Source organism: Protofrankia symbiont of Coriaria myrtifolia (assembly GCF_900634755.1).
GTDB lineage: Bacteria > Actinomycetota > Actinomycetes > Frankiales > Frankiaceae > Protofrankia > Protofrankia coriariae.
Genome location: NZ_CAAAFS010000050.1, coordinates 12,936 through 28,943, shown reverse-complemented (window position 1 = coordinate 28,943; position 16,008 = coordinate 12,936). Strand labels below are relative to the sequence as shown.

Annotated in this window: 11 protein-coding genes; 7 read left to right on the top strand and 4 right to left on the bottom strand. The window is 70.2% G+C overall.

Annotated features, from left to right (window positions below; all coding sequences use genetic code 11):
* The first annotated feature begins 43 nt into the window (after positions 1-43).
* The 7 genes from dnaK (at position 44) to CM1CMNOD_RS02645 (ending at position 10,736) form a co-directional block, all read left to right on the top strand.
* A complete protein-coding gene (gene dnaK / locus CM1CMNOD_RS02675) occupies positions 44-1,876 on the top strand; it encodes a molecular chaperone DnaK (protein ID WP_013872131.1) in 1,833 nt (610 codons plus the stop codon).
* Entirely contained in the window at positions 1,873-2,583 is a 711-nt protein-coding gene (gene grpE, locus CM1CMNOD_RS02670) for a nucleotide exchange factor GrpE (protein ID WP_013872130.1), read from the top strand. The genes dnaK and grpE overlap by 4 nt, the downstream gene beginning before the upstream one ends.
* Before the next feature lie 90 nt (positions 2,584-2,673).
* Positions 2,674-3,876, top strand: coding sequence for a DnaJ C-terminal domain-containing protein (locus CM1CMNOD_RS02665; protein WP_013872129.1), 1,203 nt, complete (start codon positions 2,674-2,676; stop codon positions 3,874-3,876).
* The gene (locus CM1CMNOD_RS02660) at positions 3,873-4,397 is read left to right on the top strand and encodes a heat shock protein transcriptional repressor HspR (protein ID WP_013872128.1); all 525 of its coding nucleotides are present in this window, start codon (positions 3,873-3,875) and stop codon (positions 4,395-4,397) included. Before CM1CMNOD_RS02665 ends, CM1CMNOD_RS02660 begins: the two co-directional genes overlap by 4 nt.
* 389 nt (positions 4,398-4,786) lie before the next feature.
* Positions 4,787-7,381 (top strand): ATP-dependent chaperone ClpB, encoded by a 2,595-nt coding sequence (clpB, locus tag CM1CMNOD_RS02655; protein ID WP_013872127.1) that lies wholly within the window; start codon positions 4,787-4,789, stop codon positions 7,379-7,381.
* A 136-nt stretch (positions 7,382-7,517) separates the two neighbouring features.
* The gene (locus tag CM1CMNOD_RS02650) at positions 7,518-8,462 is read left to right on the top strand and encodes a pseudouridine-5'-phosphate glycosidase (protein ID WP_013872126.1); all 945 of its coding nucleotides are present in this window, start codon (positions 7,518-7,520) and stop codon (positions 8,460-8,462) included.
* A gap of 93 nt (positions 8,463-8,555) precedes the next feature.
* Positions 8,556-10,736 (top strand): MMPL family transporter, encoded by a 2,181-nt coding sequence (locus CM1CMNOD_RS02645; protein WP_013872125.1) that lies wholly within the window; start codon positions 8,556-8,558, stop codon positions 10,734-10,736.
* Between the two features lie 56 nt (positions 10,737-10,792).
* Here CM1CMNOD_RS02645 and CM1CMNOD_RS02640 read toward each other — a convergent pair whose 3' ends face one another.
* The 4 genes from CM1CMNOD_RS02640 to CM1CMNOD_RS22770 form a co-directional block, all read right to left on the bottom strand.
* Positions 10,793-11,911: an SMODS domain-containing nucleotidyltransferase gene (locus CM1CMNOD_RS02640; protein WP_013872124.1), complete on the bottom strand. Its 1,119-nt coding sequence runs from the start codon at positions 11,909-11,911 to the stop codon at positions 10,793-10,795.
* 298 nt (positions 11,912-12,209) lie between these two features.
* Positions 12,210-12,722, bottom strand: coding sequence for a GNAT family N-acetyltransferase (locus CM1CMNOD_RS02635; RefSeq protein ID WP_013872123.1), 513 nt, complete (start codon positions 12,720-12,722; stop codon positions 12,210-12,212).
* On the bottom strand, positions 12,715-13,782 hold the full coding sequence (locus CM1CMNOD_RS02630; RefSeq protein ID WP_043604617.1) for an NAD-dependent epimerase/dehydratase family protein: 1,068 nt from the start codon (positions 13,780-13,782) through the stop codon (positions 12,715-12,717). The genes CM1CMNOD_RS02635 and CM1CMNOD_RS02630 overlap by 8 nt, the downstream gene beginning before the upstream one ends.
* Before the next feature lie 314 nt (positions 13,783-14,096).
* Positions 14,097-15,047: a CAP domain-containing protein gene (locus CM1CMNOD_RS22770; RefSeq protein ID WP_013872121.1), complete on the bottom strand. Its 951-nt coding sequence runs from the start codon at positions 15,045-15,047 to the stop codon at positions 14,097-14,099.
* Between the last annotated feature and the right edge of the window lie 961 nt (positions 15,048-16,008).

Here is a 16,008-nt window from a genome sequence, read left to right as displayed (position 1 = left end):
GCCGGTGGAGCCGGATCCATCCTGATTCGAAAGGCGCACAGACATGGCACGAGCGGTCGGCATCGACCTCGGCACCACGAACTCCGTCGTGAGCGTGCTCGAGGGCGGCGAACCCACGGTGATCGCCAATGCCGAGGGCTCGCGAACGACTCCATCCGTCGTCGCCTTCGCCAAGAACGGCGAGGTCCTGGTCGGCGAGGTCGCGAAGCGGCAGGCGGTCACCAACGTCGAGCGGACCATCCGGTCGGTCAAGCGCCACATGGGCACCGACTGGAAGATAAAGATCGACAGCAAGGACTTCACCCCCCAGCAGATCAGCGCGTTCATCCTGCAGAAGCTCAAGCGGGACGCCGAGTCCTACCTCGGCGACACCGTGACCGACGCGGTCATCACCGTGCCCGCCTACTTCGACGACGCGCAGCGCCAGGCCACCACCGAAGCCGGCACCATCGCCGGGCTGAACGTCCTGCGGATCGTCAACGAGCCCACCGCCGCTGCCCTCGCCTACGGACTGGACAAGGGCGAGAAGGAGCAGACGATCCTGGTCTTCGACCTCGGTGGTGGCACCTTCGACGTGTCCCTGCTGGAGATCGGCGACGGCGTCGTCGAGGTCAAGTCGACCTCCGGGGACACCCACCTCGGCGGTGACGACTGGGACCAGCGCATCACCGACCATCTGATCAAGACCTTCAACGGTCAGCACGGCGTCGACCTGGGCAAGGACAAGATGGCCCTGCAGCGGCTGCGCGAGGCCGCCGAGAAAGCCAAGATCGAACTGTCGCAGTCCACCCAGACCAGCATCAACCTGCCCTACATCACCGCCTCGGCCGAGGGCCCGCTGCACCTCGACATCACCCTGACCCGCTCCGAGCTCCAGCGGATGACCCAGGACCTCATCGACCGCTGCAAGCACCCCTTCCAGCAGGCCGTCAAGGACGCCGGGGTCAAGGTCAGCGACATCGACCACGTCGTGCTCGTCGGCGGCTCCACCCGGATGCCGGCCGTGGTCGACCTGGTCCGTGAGCTCACCGGCGGCAAGGAGCCGAACAAGGGCGTCAACCCCGACGAGGTCGTCGCCGTCGGCGCCTCCCTGCAGGCCGGTGTCCTCAAGGGTGAGGTCAAGGACGTCCTGCTGCTCGACGTCACCCCGCTGTCCCTGGGCATCGAGACCAAGGGCGGGATCATGACCAAGCTCATCGAGCGCAACACCACCATCCCGACCAAACGCTCGGAGATCTTCACCACCGCCGAGGACAGCCAGCCGTCCGTGCAGATCCAGGTCTTCCAGGGCGAGCGCGAGATGGCCGCCTACAACAAGAAGCTCGGCATGTTCGAGCTCACCGGCCTGCCGCCGGCGCCCCGCGGCGTCCCGCAGATCGAGGTCACCTTCGACATCGACGCCAACGGCATCGTCCACGTCTCGGCCAAGGATCTCGGCACCGGCAAGGAACAGTCGATGACCATCACGGGTGGTTCGGCGCTGCCCAAGGACGACATCGAGAAGATGGTCCGCGACGCCGAGCAGTACGCCGAGGAGGACCGCAAGCGCCGCGAGGAGGCCGAGACCCGCAACCAGGGCGAGACCCTGGTGTACTCCACCGAGCGGTTCCTGGCCGAGAACGGCGACAAGATCGACGCCACGGTCAGGGCCGACGTGGAGGAGAAGCTGTCCGCGCTGCGGGCGGCGGTCGGCGGCACCGACATCGCGGCCATCCGTGACGCCACGACCGAACTCGCCAAGGCCAGCTCCGTCATGGGCCAGTCGCTCTACGCGGACGCGCAGGGCTCGGCCGGCAACCCCGGCGGCGCCGCCGGCGCGAGCGCGGACGACGACGTGGTGGACGCCGAGATAGTGGACGAGGAGGACAAGAAGTGACCTCGGCCCCCAACGACTGGACGCAGGGCGCCCCCGCGCCGGACGAGCCAGTGATCGTCCGGGACAAGCGCCGCATAGACCCACAGAGCGGGCAGGTCCGGGTGGAGGCCGCGCGAACGCAGACCGCCTCCCCGGCCGGGGACACCGTCACGTCCCCGGCCGGGGGGCCGCCGGCCGGGGAGGCCGAGCAGGTGGCGTCGCTGCGCCAGCAGGTCGCCGAGCGCACCAGTGACCTGCAACGCCTCAAGGCCGAATTCGACAACTACCGGCGTCGTGTCGAGCGTGACCGGCAGGCCCTGGCCGAGCAGGCGGCCGGCAGGCTGCTCCTGGCGCTGCTGCCGACCCTCGACGACATCGGCCGCACCCGCGACCACGGCGATCTGGAGGGCCCGTTCAAGGCGGTGGCGGAGTCGCTGGAAGCCACCCTTGAGACCGCCGGGCTCGAGCGGTTCGGCGCCCGCGGGGACGAGTTCGACCCGCTCGTCCACGATGCGCTCATGCACACCTACTCGGCCGAGGTGACCAGGCCGACCTGCGTGGACATCTTCCGGGCCGGCTACCGGCACGCTGGCCGCGTGCTGCGGCCGGCGCAGGTCGCGGTCGCCGAACCGGCGGCGGAAGACCCCGACGCCGGTCAGGGCGCCGACGGCACGGCCGCCGGGGCTGCGCCGGAAGCCGGCGGCGGCTCGGCAGAAGCCGCCGAGTAGCCGCCGAGTAGTCAATGCCATCGCGGTTCTTGCTGAACAGCGTCCACATCGGGCGTCGGTAGACGACATGATGACGGAAGGAGGGGCGCCGTGAGTGTTCGCGACATGGTCGAAAAGGACTACTACGCCGCTCTCGGCGTGCCCAAGGACGCTTCGGCAGCCGACATCAAGAAGGCGTACCGCCGCCTCGCGCTTGAGCTGCACCCGGACAAGAACCCCGGCGATCCCAAGGCGGAGGCCCGGTTCAAGGAGGTCTCCGAGGCGTACGACGTGCTCTCGGACGAGACCCGGCGGCGGGAGTACGACGAGGCCCGGGCCCTGTTCGCCGCGGGTGGCGTCCCCGGCGGCCAGGCTGGTGGCTACGGCTTCCAGCCGGGCGGGTTCGGGCCCGGTGGGCCCGGTTACCATGGCGGATCCACCGCGTTCAACCTCGACGACCTGCTGGGCGGGGCGGGCGCCGGCACGGCCCCGGGCGGGCTGGGCGGGCTCTTCGACAACCTGTTCCAGCGGTCACCGGGCGGCCGCGGGCCACGCCGTGGCGCCGACATCACGGCCGAGGTCACGATCTCGTTCGAGAAGGCCCTCTCCGGTCTGGAGGCGACGGTCCGCCTGCCCGGCGCCGCGACCTGCCTGACCTGCGGGGGCAACGGTGCCCGGCCGGGCACCACACCGCGGACGTGCACGACCTGCCGGGGGCTGGGTGTGGTGTCGCGGTCACAGGGAGGCTTCGCGCTCTCCGAACCCTGTCGGGACTGCCTCGGCAAGGGAACGGTGATCGATTCGCCCTGCCCGGACTGCCGGGGCAGCGGCCGGCGCGAACGCGAACAGCGGATCCGCATCCCACCGGGGGTCGCCGACGGTCAGCGGCTGCGGGTACGCGGACGCGGATCGCCGGGTGAACGCGGCGGCCAGGCAGGCGATCTGGAGGTCACCGTCCACGTACTGGCCCATCCGGTGTTCGACCGCGAGGGGCAGAACCTGACGATCGTCCTGCCGGTGACCTTCGTGGAGGCCGCCCTGGGCGCCTCGGTGAAGGTTCCGACGATCGACGGTGCCCCGCTGACGGTGAAGATCCCGCCCGGCACGTCGAGTGGACGTCGTCTGCGGGTACGTAGTCGTGGAGTGCCGCGTAGCGGCGGCGGTCACGGCGATCTCATCGTGACCGTTGACGTCACGGTGCCGAAACCGACGGATCTCTCCGCGAAGGCGCGGACGGCGCTGCAGGAGTTCGCCCACGCCCATCCCGAGGATCCCCGCACAACACTGATGGAACAGATGGAGGGCCGGTCATGAAGTCACGACCGAGCCGTACCGCCGACCCGCCGGCGTCGCCGTCCCCGGGGCCGCCGAGGGCCGACGGCGCCCCGGCCGGCCCGTCCGGGGCGCCGTCGGCGCCCCGCCCGAGCCCTGCCCACGACGACGACACACCCGTATACGTGATCTCCATTGCCGCGCAGCTCGCCGGCATGCACCCCCAGACGCTGCGGGCCTATGACCGTCTCGGCCTGGTCACTCCCGGCCGCACGTCCGGACGCGGGCGACGGTACTCCGTGCGGGACGTCGCGCTGCTGCGCGAGGTGCAGCGGCTGTCCCAGGAGGAGGGCGTCAACCTCCAGGGCATCCGACGGATCCTGGAGCTGGGCGGCCAGGTAATGATGTTGCAGGCGCAGGTCCGGCAGCTGACCGAGGAGTTGGCGGCGGTCCGCGCCGAAGCCGAGCGCCGGGTCGCCGAGGCACATCGCAGCCACCGGCGCGACCTGGTGCCCGTCGACCGCAGCGCGATAGTGCTCTGGCGGCCCGGCTCCCGCCGCTAGACCGGGTCGGCAGCCATGAGCGTTGGCTCGTCGGGTACTGATTCCTTCGTCCTCCTTCGTCGAGCACCGGTTCTTCGTCGGCTATCGGTTTCACCGAACGGCGCGCCGTCGACGATCCGCGGCGAGGCCGCCGAGTGGCGAGCGGGAGCGGCCGGAGCAAACGACGCGGACGGCGTGGGCCCGGGCCCTGGCCAGGGCCGCTGAGCGTGGGGCGGCCGGTTGCCACGCCCCACGCTCGACGGCCCTGTCACCAGCGGGCTCCAGGAGGCGGCAATGCCTGGGAACGCCGCGTCGCGAAGCTTCGCATCACGCAAACCTAAGCGGGAACGACTCAACTATTCTGAGCGTTATGAAGATGGTACGACCAAAACGATCATCTTAGGATTCCGATGAACGCTGACCGCCTCACCGCTCGCTCGCAGGAAGCCCTGTCCTCCGCCGTCAGCCGCGCCACCGGTGACGGCTCACCCCTCGTCGACCCCCTGCATCTGCTGGTCGCCGTCCTGAGCCAGACCGGCGGGGTCGCGGTGGACCTGCTCGAGGCCGTCGACGCGCCTGTCCCCCAGGTGCGCGCCCGCGCCGAGGCAGCGGTCAGCCGGCTGCCGCACGCGACCGGCGCGTCCGTCGCCCCGCCGCAGCTGTCCCGGCAGCTCATCACCGTCCTGGACAACGCCGAGCGGCAGGCGAACCGGCTCGGCGACGAGTACACCTCGGTCGAGCACCTGCTGGTCGCGCTCGCGGAGGAGGGCGGCGAGGCGTCCCGGGTGCTCACCGAGTTCGGGGCGAGCTCGGAGGCCCTGCGCGGCGCGTTCGACATCGTGCGCGGCGGCGTTCACCGGGTGACCAGCCGCGATCCCGAGGGCTCCTACCGCGCGCTGGACAAGTACTCCGTGGACCTCACCGAGCAGGCCCGCGCCGGCAAGCTCGACCCGGTCATCGGACGCGACGCCAAGATCCGCCGTGTCGTACAGGTCCTGTCCCGGCGGACGAAGAACAACCCGGTCCTCATCGGCGAACCCGGCGTCGGCAAGACCGCGATCGTCGAGGGGCTCGCCCTGCGGGTCGTCGCCGGTGACGTGCCGGAGTCCCTGCGCGGCCGGCGCATCGTCTCGCTCGACCTCGGTTCGATGGTGGCCGGCTCGAAGCTGCGGGGCGAGTTCGAGGAGCGGCTGCGGGCCGTCCTCAACGAGATCCGCTCCGCCGAGGGCCGGCTGATCACCTTCATCGACGAGCTGCACACGGTCGTCGGCGCGGGTGCCGCCGAAGGCGCGATGGACGCCGGCAACATGCTCAAGCCCATGCTCGCCCGCGGCGAGCTGCGCATGATCGGCGCCACCACCCTGAACGAGTACCGCACCCGCATCGAGAAGGACCCAGCGCTCGAACGCCGCTTCCAGCCGGTGCTGGTCGGCGAGCCGTCGGCCGAGGACACCATCGGTATCCTGCGCGGGCTGAAGGAACGCTACGAGGTGCACCACGGTGTCCGGATCACCGACGCCGCGCTCGTCGCCGCCGCCACCCTGTCCGACCGATATGTCAGCGGGCGGTTCCTGCCCGACAAGGCCATCGACCTGGTGGACGAGGCCGCGTCCCGACTCCGGATGGAGATCGACAGCCGGCCGGTGGCGATCGACGAGCTCGAGCGCGCCGTCCGGCGCATCGAGATCGAGGACATGGCGCTGTCCAAGGAGAGCGACAGCGCGTCCAAGGAGCGCCGTGAGCGGCTGCGGCGCGAGCTCGCCGAGAAACGGGAGGAGCTGTCCAGCCTGACCGCCCGCTGGCAGCGTGAAAAGAGTTCCATCGCCGAGGTGCAGAAGGCCAAGGAGGAGCTGGAGAACGCCCGGCGCGCCCTCGACCTCGCCGAACGCGATCTCGACCTGGCCAAGGCCGGTGAGCTGTGCTACGGCACGATCCCGACGTTGGAGAAGCGGCTCGCCGCGGCCACCGACGCGCTGCCCGGCGCGGGCGAGCCCGGCAGCGCCATGCTCAAGGAGGAGGTCGGCCCCGACGACGTCGCCGAGGTCGTCGCGTCCTGGACGGGTATTCCCGCCGGCCGGCTGCTGGAGGGGGAGACCACCAAGCTGCTGCGCATGGAGGAGGAGCTGCACGCCCGCGTCATCGGTCAGCACGCCGCGGTGCGGGCCGTCTCCGACGCGGTGCGCCGGGCCCGCGCGGGCATCTCCGATCCCGACCGGCCGACCGGCTCGTTCCTGTTCCTCGGCCCGACCGGCGTGGGCAAGACGGAGCTGGCCAAGGCGCTCGCGGACTTCCTGTTCGACGACGAACGCGCGGTGGTTCGCATCGACATGAGCGAGTACGCCGAGAAGCACTCGGTGGCCCGGCTCATCGGCGCCCCGCCCGGTTACGTCGGCTTCGAGTCCGGCGGGCAGCTCACCGAGGCGATCCGGCGCCGCCCCTACAGCGTGATCCTGCTGGACGAGGTGGAGAAGGCGCACCCCGACGTCTTCGACATTCTCCTGCAGGTCCTCGATGACGGACGCCTCACCGACGGGCAGGGGCGCACCGTGGACTTCCGCAGCACGATCGTGGTGCTGACGTCCAACCTCGGTTCCCAGTTCATCGCCGACCCGACCCTGCCCCCGCAGGTGCGGCGCGACTCGGTCATGATCGCGGTACGGGAGGCGTTCAAGCCCGAGTTCCTCAACCGGCTCGACGACATCCTCATCTTCGACCAGCTCGACAAGGACGACCTGGCCCGCATCGTCGATCTCCAGCTCGACCTGCTGCGCGCCCGGCTGACCGACCGGCGGATCACCCTGACGGCCACCGACGCCGCCCGCTCCTGGCTCGCCGACGCCGGCTACGACCCGGTCTTCGGCGCCCGCCCGCTGCGCCGGCTCGTCCAGACCGCGATCGGCGACCCGCTCGCCCGGGAACTGCTCACCGGCACCATCCGGGACGGCGACAACGTCCTCGTGGACGTCGCCCCGAACCAGCACGGCCTGACCGTCCAGAAAGCGTAGGCAAAAACCGCTGTCACACCGACGAAAACCACCTACGGGCCTCGAACCCGTAGGGGGTTTTCGTCGTCCTGACAGCGGAAAACACCGATCACCTGTCGAATAGTAGCTATCCGAAATCAGAAATATACTCTTGGTCGTGCTGAAGCTGGTGATTGCCGACGAGGTGCGGGCGGCGGTGGAGACGGGGCGGCCCGTGGTCGCCCTGGAGTCAACGCTGATCGCGCACGGCCTGCCCCGCCCCCGCAATCTGGAAGTGGCGGCCGACCTGGAAACCCTGCTCCGCGACCGCGGGGTGACGCCGGCGACCATAGCGGTGATCGACGGGATACCCACCATCGGCTTGGACGCCATCGAGCTCACCAGAATCGCGAACACCCCGAACGTGGCGAAACTGTCGGTACGGGATCTGCCGGTCGCCTCCGCGTTGGGCCGCACCGGGGCGACCACGGTCGCGTCCACGTCCCTGCTCGCCGCCCGCGCCGGTATCAGCGTGTTCGCCACCGGCGGGCTCGGTGGGGTGCACCGCGGCTGGGCCGACAGCGCCGACGAGTCCGCCGACCTCGTCACTCTCGCAGGCACGCCGATAACCGTGGTCTGTGCGGGGGTGAAGTCGATCCTGGACGTCGGCGCGACCCTCGAACGGCTGGAAACCCTCGGTGTGCCGCTGCTCGGCTGGCGGACGAACACCTTCCCGGGCTTCTACCTGTCCCGGACCGAGTTCACCGTGGACTGGCGGGTGGGTGCCGCCGCCGACGTCGCGACCGTCATGGCGGACGCGCGGGCACTGGGCCTGCGCGCGGCCGTGGTCGTCGCCAACCCGGTGCCGGAGGCGGACCAGCTCGACCAGGAGCTGCACGACCGGGTCCTGGACGAGGCGTTGACGCAGGCGGCCCGCCGGGGGCTGCGGGGGAAGGCCGTCACCCCGTTCCTGCTGGCGACGTTCCACCGCGAGACGGCCGGCGCCAGCCTGGAGACCAACATCGCCGTGGTCCGTAACAACGTCACCGTCGCCGCCGACATCGCCGTTGCCTGGTCCGCCCACCCGACCGGCCCGGACCAGACATCCCCGGACCAGACATAAAGGCGCCGGAGGCCCCTGAGCAGCCGTACCGCTTTCGTGTCAGGCCTCCTACCTGCGACGATCGATTGTCGTGGACAGCGCGGAGGGGGTCCGGTGGGCAGGATCTGGCAGGCCGTGGCATGGTCGGCGGGGCCGCGTCTGAAATGGGCGCTTCTCCTTGGCTGGATCGTCATCGTGGCTGTCGCCAGCCCACTCGCGTTCAGGCTGTCCGACGCGCAGCGGAACGACGCCTCGTCCTTTCTGCCCTCGCGCGCCGAGTCCACCAGGCTGTTCGAGGCCCAGAAACTCCTGCCGGGCGGGGACTCCGTACCGGCGATTGTCGTCTTCTCTCGTGACCCTGAGCTGATACCTACCGACCGGAAAGTGGTCGAGGACGTCGGCCGCCGGATCGGTGAGTTCTCCGAGCGCCCGGTCAGCATGCCCATTTCCTCACCACGGGGAAATACCCTGCTACTTGCCGTCAGTATCGCCCAGAGCGCCGACGTCGTGGTGTTCACCGACAAGGTCGAGGAAATCCGGCGGATTGCCCGGGACGCGGCACCGCCGGGGCTCCAGACGTCACTGACCGGGCCGGCCGGGCTGGTGACGGACACCTTCGAGGTGTTCAGCGGAGTGGAGACCAGGCTGCTGTTCGTCACCGCGGGAGTCGTGGCGGTCATTCTTCTGCTCGTCTATCGGAGCCCCATCCTGTGGCTGATTCCGCTACTGACGGTCGCTATCGCCGACCAGACCGCCACTGCTCTGGTCTATCTCGCGGCCGAGCACGCGGGGCTGACCGTCAACGGGCAGAGCGCGGGCATTCTGCGGGTGCTCGTCTTCGGCGCCGGCACCGACTACGCGCTGCTTCTCATCGCCCGCTACCGCGAGGAGCTGACCCGTCACGCAGATGCGCACGCGGCGATGCGGGTCGCGATCCACCGGGCCGGACCGGCGATCGTCGCCTCAGCCGCCACGGTCATCATCAGCATGCTCTGCCTGCTGCTGGGCGAACTGAACTCCAACCGTGGCCTCGGCCCGGTCAGCGCGATCGGTATCGCCGTGGCGCTGGTGACCATGATGACGCTGCTGCCGGCGGCGCTGGTCGTGTGCGGACGGAGGCTGTTCTGGCCGTTCATCCCCAGCTACGGCGCGCGGACGCGGGAGGAGTCCGGGGCCTGGTCACGGGTCGGTGCGACGATTGCCGCCCGGCCGCGCACGATCTGGATCGCCGCCGTCCTGGTGCTGGCCGGGCTCGCACTCGCGACCACACATCTGAACACCGGCCTGCGTCAGGACCAGGGATTCACCAGACCGATGGACTCGGTCACCGGTCAGGAAATCGTGCAACACAGCTTTCCGGCCGGTACCACCGCACCGACATACATTGTCGCGAACGCCACCAGGGCGGACGAGGTACACGCGGCCATCGCGAAAAATCCCGCGGTCGCGACCGTCGTGGAAAGCGACCGCGGCGCGGGGCTGGTGCAGTTCCTCGTCATTCTTTCACAGCCGCCGGACACGAAGGCGTCCTTCGACACGATCAGACAGCTTCGGGACACCGTTCACGCGATACCGGCGGCGGACGCGCTGGTAGGCGGGAACACGGCGGTGAACCTGGACGTACGCACCGCCTCCGTGCACGACCGGAAGGTCGTCATTCCGGCCGTACTGGCGATCGTGGTCGTGATTCTCGGGCTGCTGCTGCGGTCGGTGGTGACCCCGCTGCTCCTGATCGCGACGGTGGTGCTGTCCTTCCTTGCCGCGCTCGGCGCGAGCGCGCTGGCCTACGACTGGCTGTTCGACTTCGCCGGAGCCGATCCCGCCCTGCCACTGTTGGGCTTCATCTTCCTGGTGGCGCTGGGCATCGACTACAACATCTTCCTCATGACAAGGGTCCGGGAAGAAGCCGGGAGAATCGGCACGCGGCCGGGGGTACGCCACGGCCTGGCCGTCACCGGCGGCGTCATCACCTCCGCCGGGGTCGTGCTCGCGGCCACGTTCTCGGCGCTGTTCATCCTCCCGCTCGTGCAGCTCGCGGAAGTCGGCTTCCTGGTGGCCTTCGGCGTCCTGCTCGACACGCTGGTGGTGCGTTCTGTTCTCGTCCCCGCGCTCGCCATCGACATCGGCCCGAAAATCTGGTGGCCCAGCCGGCTTGCGAAGCTGCCACCGGACCAGCCCACGACGGCGACCGACGTCGCCGTCCGAGAAGCGGACAGCGGAGCGGCCGCCGTCGGAACTCTTTATGGAGCCGCCGGCCGTACGAACACAATGCTCACACAGCCCTCGGACGAGTAGTTTTTTACGAGACTTTTCGGATGGGCGACCGCTACCCAGCCAAAGCCGCCGGCTGGTCAGCCGAAGGTCGGGAACTCCGGGCCGAAGATCAGACGCCAGAGGTTGACCGCCTCCTCGTGCCGGCCGACCTGCTCCGCCTCGACCGCCTCGTCGGCACGGGCACGGGCGAAGGCCACCGGCTCCCGCAGCGCGTCGACGTCCTGCGGCTGCAGGTAGGTCGACAGGTCGCCGCCGACCTCCGCGGGGTCGTAGGCGGCGAATCCCCTGCTCTCGATGTGCCGGAAGACCGCCGCCAGCCCCTGCCGGGTGTTCAGCCCACGATTGATCAGAATCTTGCCGGCGAGCGCCTCCAGATGGAAGGAGCGCAGCCGGCTGCCGTAGACCCGGTTCCAGGCCTTGAGCAGCCGCACGGCCGACGCGACCCGGGGGCCGGCGTCCGCCATCCAGCTGGCATGCCGCTCCGGGCGGGTCGGCAGCCAGCCGCCGACACAGTCCGGCATGACGTAGCCCGCCCGCGGATGGTCGAAGGCGGGCACCAGGTGGACGTCCGGCGCGCAGTTGTAGACGACGCGCATCGCCTGGCCGCGACTACCGATCATCTGGATGCGGTCGCCGCCGATCGCGTTACGGACGCGGAGCAGCAGATCGCGGGAGTCCCAGCGGAAGCGCTTCCAGGCGCTGTTGGCCGCGCTGAAGACCACGATGATGTCGACCTCGTCCACCGGGCGGATCATCGTGTCGCGGCCCGCGGAGCCGATGGTCGCCACTCCGACGAGTGGCAGCGCGCACCGCGGCGGGAAGATCGTCCGCAGGGCCTGCTCGGCGTCGTTGCGGCGGGCGTCGATGACCGCGCGGTCGTCGGCATTGAGCCGGATCAGGTCGTCGAGCTTGGCAAAGGCACGGGCCGTGGTACCGACCAACAGGGGGCTGGTCATGCCACCGGTGATCGGCCCAGTGATCGGCCCAGTGATCGGGCCCGTCGGCGGGTTCAGCGGGCTGACGGCAGGATCGCCCGCGAACAGCGGGTTGTGCGCTCCGGGGCCGGACTCCTCCGAGCGGCGCCAGTGCGGCGGAATGATCAAATGGTCGTAGGTGACCTCCGAGGCACGCTGCCCGGGCAGTGATCCGTCCAGGGTTCCTGCGAACGCGGCTTCGCGTTGAGTTTCCACGCTCACTCTGAGAACCTCCCCAGCGCCTGCGCGCCAGCCGTACGCCCCCCATCCAGGACACGCGCGGCCGGTCAGCCGACACGGAGTTGCGAAGTGAGCGGCCAGCCTTACCACCCGATTCGCGACATCGCATCTTATGGTGCCGCATCCTGTCGGGCGGTGAACACCGGGGCCAGATCGGTCGCGTTACGTGACGAAAACGGCCGGATCAGGCAGCAGCTACCAGGCCCGGCAAAAGCGGGCCGGAGCAGGGACAACACAAAAAACGATCAGTATTACAACACAATGATCAGAACAATAATGATCAGAATGGCGGCGGGCGATACCAGACCCGCCAGCCGTCGGGCAGGATGACGCTGGTGGGCACGAACGCGGTCGCGACGGCCAGCCGCTCGCTCGTCCGGTCGCCCAGGCGCAACCGGGCCTCAACCACGATCGGGCCGCGGAACTCAAGCCAGCCGGCCAACGCCCGCAACACCTCGGTGGCATAGCCGTGACGCCGGTAGGGCCGCCCGATGGACACCGACACCAGCGCGCGCCGGCCGAACGCGTCCACCGCCAGCAGCCCGATGGCCGCCGAGTCGTCACCACGGATCGTCCAGGTCATCACACCACGGCCGGCGCTGGCCCGGCGGCGCAGCGCGCGGCGTAACGCCTCGGTGGGATCACCGGTGACGTCGACGGCGATCCCCTGCACCTTGTGCAGATGGGTGCCCACCAGCAGCGGCCCGAGTTCCTCGGCGACGAACCCGGCGTTCCAGACGGTCAGCGGAAGCGCAAGCAGACGCAGGGTCGTCAGGGTCGGCGCATCAGCCACGGCGGGCGGGCTCCGCGACGCCGAGCAGTCCCCGTTCCCGCAGCAGCGCCTCGGTGCGGGCCATCCCCTCGTCCAGGCCGACGCGCGGCTGCCAGCCCGTCAGCTCTCGGATTCTGGCGATCGAGTAGGTTCCCGTACGGGTCAGTTCGGCCAGCGTCAGCGGGCCGAGATCCACATAGCCGCGGGGATGCAGCCGCGAGGTCACCCGGCCGGACAGCCAGCCGCGTTCGGCCAGCAGCCGGTCGGTGGCGTCGAGCGCGCGTACCAGCGCCGCCGGCACCTGTCCCGGCAGGGGCACGCCGGCCATCCGCGCGTACCGGCCGAAGAAGTCCGACGCAGTGATCGGCTCGCCGCCGGTGACGTGCAGGATCTCACCGGCGGTCCGCTCGGCACCGGCGACGGTGGCGACGGCCGTGGTCAGATCGTCGACGTGGATCGGGCTCAACAGCCCACGGCCACCGTCCACCAGGGCGAAACGCCCCGCCCGCAGCAGCAGCAGCGGCCACAGCGTCCACCGGCCGGCCCGTGGGCCGTAGGCGTCGCCGACCCGCAGCACCGTCACCGGCAGCCCCCGGGCGGACGCGGCGAGCGCCGCCCGTTCGGCCGCGGCGAGCGTGTCCGGGCGCGTCAGGCCGGTGGCCGTGACCGGCGCGCTCTCGTCCACCAGATCCGGGAAGGAGTCGCCCAGCACGCTCACACAGGAGAGGTGCACGACGCGGCCGACATCGGCGCGCTCACAGGCGTCCAGCAGTCCGGCGGTGCCCCCGACCGTCACCGAGTGTAGCTCACTGTCGGTGAGCGGTGCCAGACGTCGGCGCACGCCGGCGCGCACCGCACCCAGCTCCCCACCGCCACCCGTGCCGACGGCCGCCGCGTGCACGACAAGATCGGCACCGACCAGCAGCTTGTCCAGATCCGCCGGCCGGGTGACGTCCGCCACGACAATACCCGGGCCACGACGGACATCGACCGGTATGACGTGGTAACCGCGTCGGCGCAGCTCGTGCGCGACCGCGTCCCCGATGAATCCGCCGGCGCCAGTAACGACCGCGCGAGCCACGTCCCCCCTCATCGCTTTCCTGACAGCTCTGGAAGAGCCAACATCATAGGCGTCGCATCCCGTCACGTTCCGCTGTCAATACGTCGTTCGAGCGGCTCGACATCGACCCGACGTGACCGGAAGGCCAGACTAACCGGTGATGACGGTCACAGCCGTCACGGCCCACGCCTGGATGCCACGAGCACGACCGTCCGGGAGCGGAGCGCGACAACCGCTGGAGCACCCCGAGCGCATCCGGACGGACCAGATCGGCCAACACCCGTCGGACACGGCCAGCACCCGTCAGGCACCGGCCAGGACCTGTCAGGCACGGCCTACGGCGTCCCGAAATCCTGCGTCCAGTAGGTGCCGTAGCGGCCTCCGGTGGCATAGCCCACACCGATCTGCTTCAACGAACAGTTCAGGATGTTCGCGCGGTGCCCGGCGCTGTTCATCCAGCCCCGCACCACTTCCGCGGGTGTGCGCTGGCCCGCGGCGATGTTCTCCGCCGCGGCGGAGAACTCGTACCCGGCCTTCGTTATGCGCTGGAAGGGCGTCCGGCCGTCCAGGCTGTCGTGGCTGAAGTAGTCGTGGGCGGACATGTCAGCGCTGTGCGCCTGCGCGGCCGTGATCAGCCGGCGATCCGTCGTGAGCGCCGCGCAGCCCACTCTCGCCCGCTCGGCGTTCGTGAGCGCGATCACTTCGGACACCTCGCCCAGAAGCCGGTCGGACGGCGCACTCGTCACCGGCGTGACCGGGAGTGCCGGGGACGATACCCGTGCCACCAGGGCCGGCGCGGCCGATGTCGCCGGTGGTGGCGTGGCCGGGGTCGCCGGCGTCACCGGGGCCGGGACGGCCGGCAGGTCGGCCGTGGGCTGCGGCTGGGCGGGCACCTGGGTGGCGGTCAGCCGCGGCGGCGTGTTGACGATCCGTAGCTGGCTCGCGCGTATCGAGGGGGTCCGGGACGGATGGAACACGATCTCGGCCAGTGTGTAGGCGCCGTCGGGCAGCAGCCGGGTGTCCACGGTGGCCTCGTACGGGGCTGTGGGCGCCATCTGAACGTTCGTCGTGGGCCCTCGCAGGACGAACGCCACCCAGGTCCGGGTGTCCGCGGAAGCGGTGGCGCGCAGCCGCACGATGCCGCTGACGGTGCCGCGGTCGGTTGTCGGCTGCGCCGTCGACCGGGCGGCGAGCGCGAGCACGGCCGTCGACGACGCCAGTGCCGGGGCAACGACGACCGACCCGTCCGTACCGGCTGGCGCGGCGAATCGTGTCAGGAGCAGCACGGCTGTTCCGAGAACGCCGAGGACGACCGCCGGTACAACAGCAGGCCACCTCCGGCGAGCACGGTCGTACCCGCGATGTCGATCCATGGAACCTTCCGTCCGGTCGGCCCCCCGCGCGTGTCCCCCTCCGCCGGCCCATGGATCCGGGCCTACCGGACCGAACCATCGGCCACCAAGATCACTATCGTGTCGCCGTCGGTCGTCCAGCCGGCGCTCACAATAGCGAATAGCAGGCAGAACGGGCCATCGGGGGCTGGGCGCGCGCCCACCGCCGCGCCGGTGAACGGCCCGACGGCCATCTCTTCGCCCGCTCCGGCGGGCGACACCGGACGGTTCGGTCGCGTCACGCGCCCAGCCGCGACGGGGAGCGCGTTTCGGGCACGGCGGGAGCAATGCGGCAGGGCATCGCGACAGGGACATGTGGCGGGTACACGTGGCGGGGCATCCCGGTAGGGCATGGCGGGGCATAAGGCCCGTGGTCGGGAACAAACCGGGCCACGGCCACGGGCCGGAGTACCAAAGTGCTGATAGAAGGCACCGCCCAGGTCGTACGGACGGCTCTCGACGCATTCGCACGGGGCGCGGCCGGGTGCTTCCCGGTAACATAACCAGGCATGGCACCGGAAATCGCGATCGACGATACCCCGGCCGCCAGGGTGTGTCTGCCGGGCACGGGTCGACGCGGGCCGCAGCCACGAGATCCACGCGATCGAGGATCTGCTGGATGCGCTCCCGCGCGGTGAGCGACGCGCCCGCGCCCGGGCCGACCGCGGGCAACCCCGGCGGCGAGCGGGACGATGCCACCGGGTAGCCGAAAACCAACGGATGACACCACTCTCGACGAGGCCGAGAGTGAGGACGACGGCATGGTGCACCAAGCCCGGCAGACCATCCGTACTCACCCGTTGCGGCCGTCCTACCGGACGGGGAGTGTTCGTCATACCCTTCGCGCAACTTCCCG

Excerpts from the sequence above, each read along its gene's own strand:
- dnaK (WP_013872131.1), top strand. The coding sequence starts at position 44 with ATGGCACGAGCGGTCGGCATCGACCTCGGCACCACGAACTCCGTCGTG.
- CM1CMNOD_RS02660 (WP_013872128.1), top strand. The coding sequence starts at position 3,873 with ATGAAGTCACGACCGAGCCGTACCGCCGACCCGCCGGCGTCGCCGTCC.
- clpB (WP_013872127.1), top strand. The coding sequence starts at position 4,787 with ATGAACGCTGACCGCCTCACCGCTCGCTCGCAGGAAGCCCTGTCCTCC.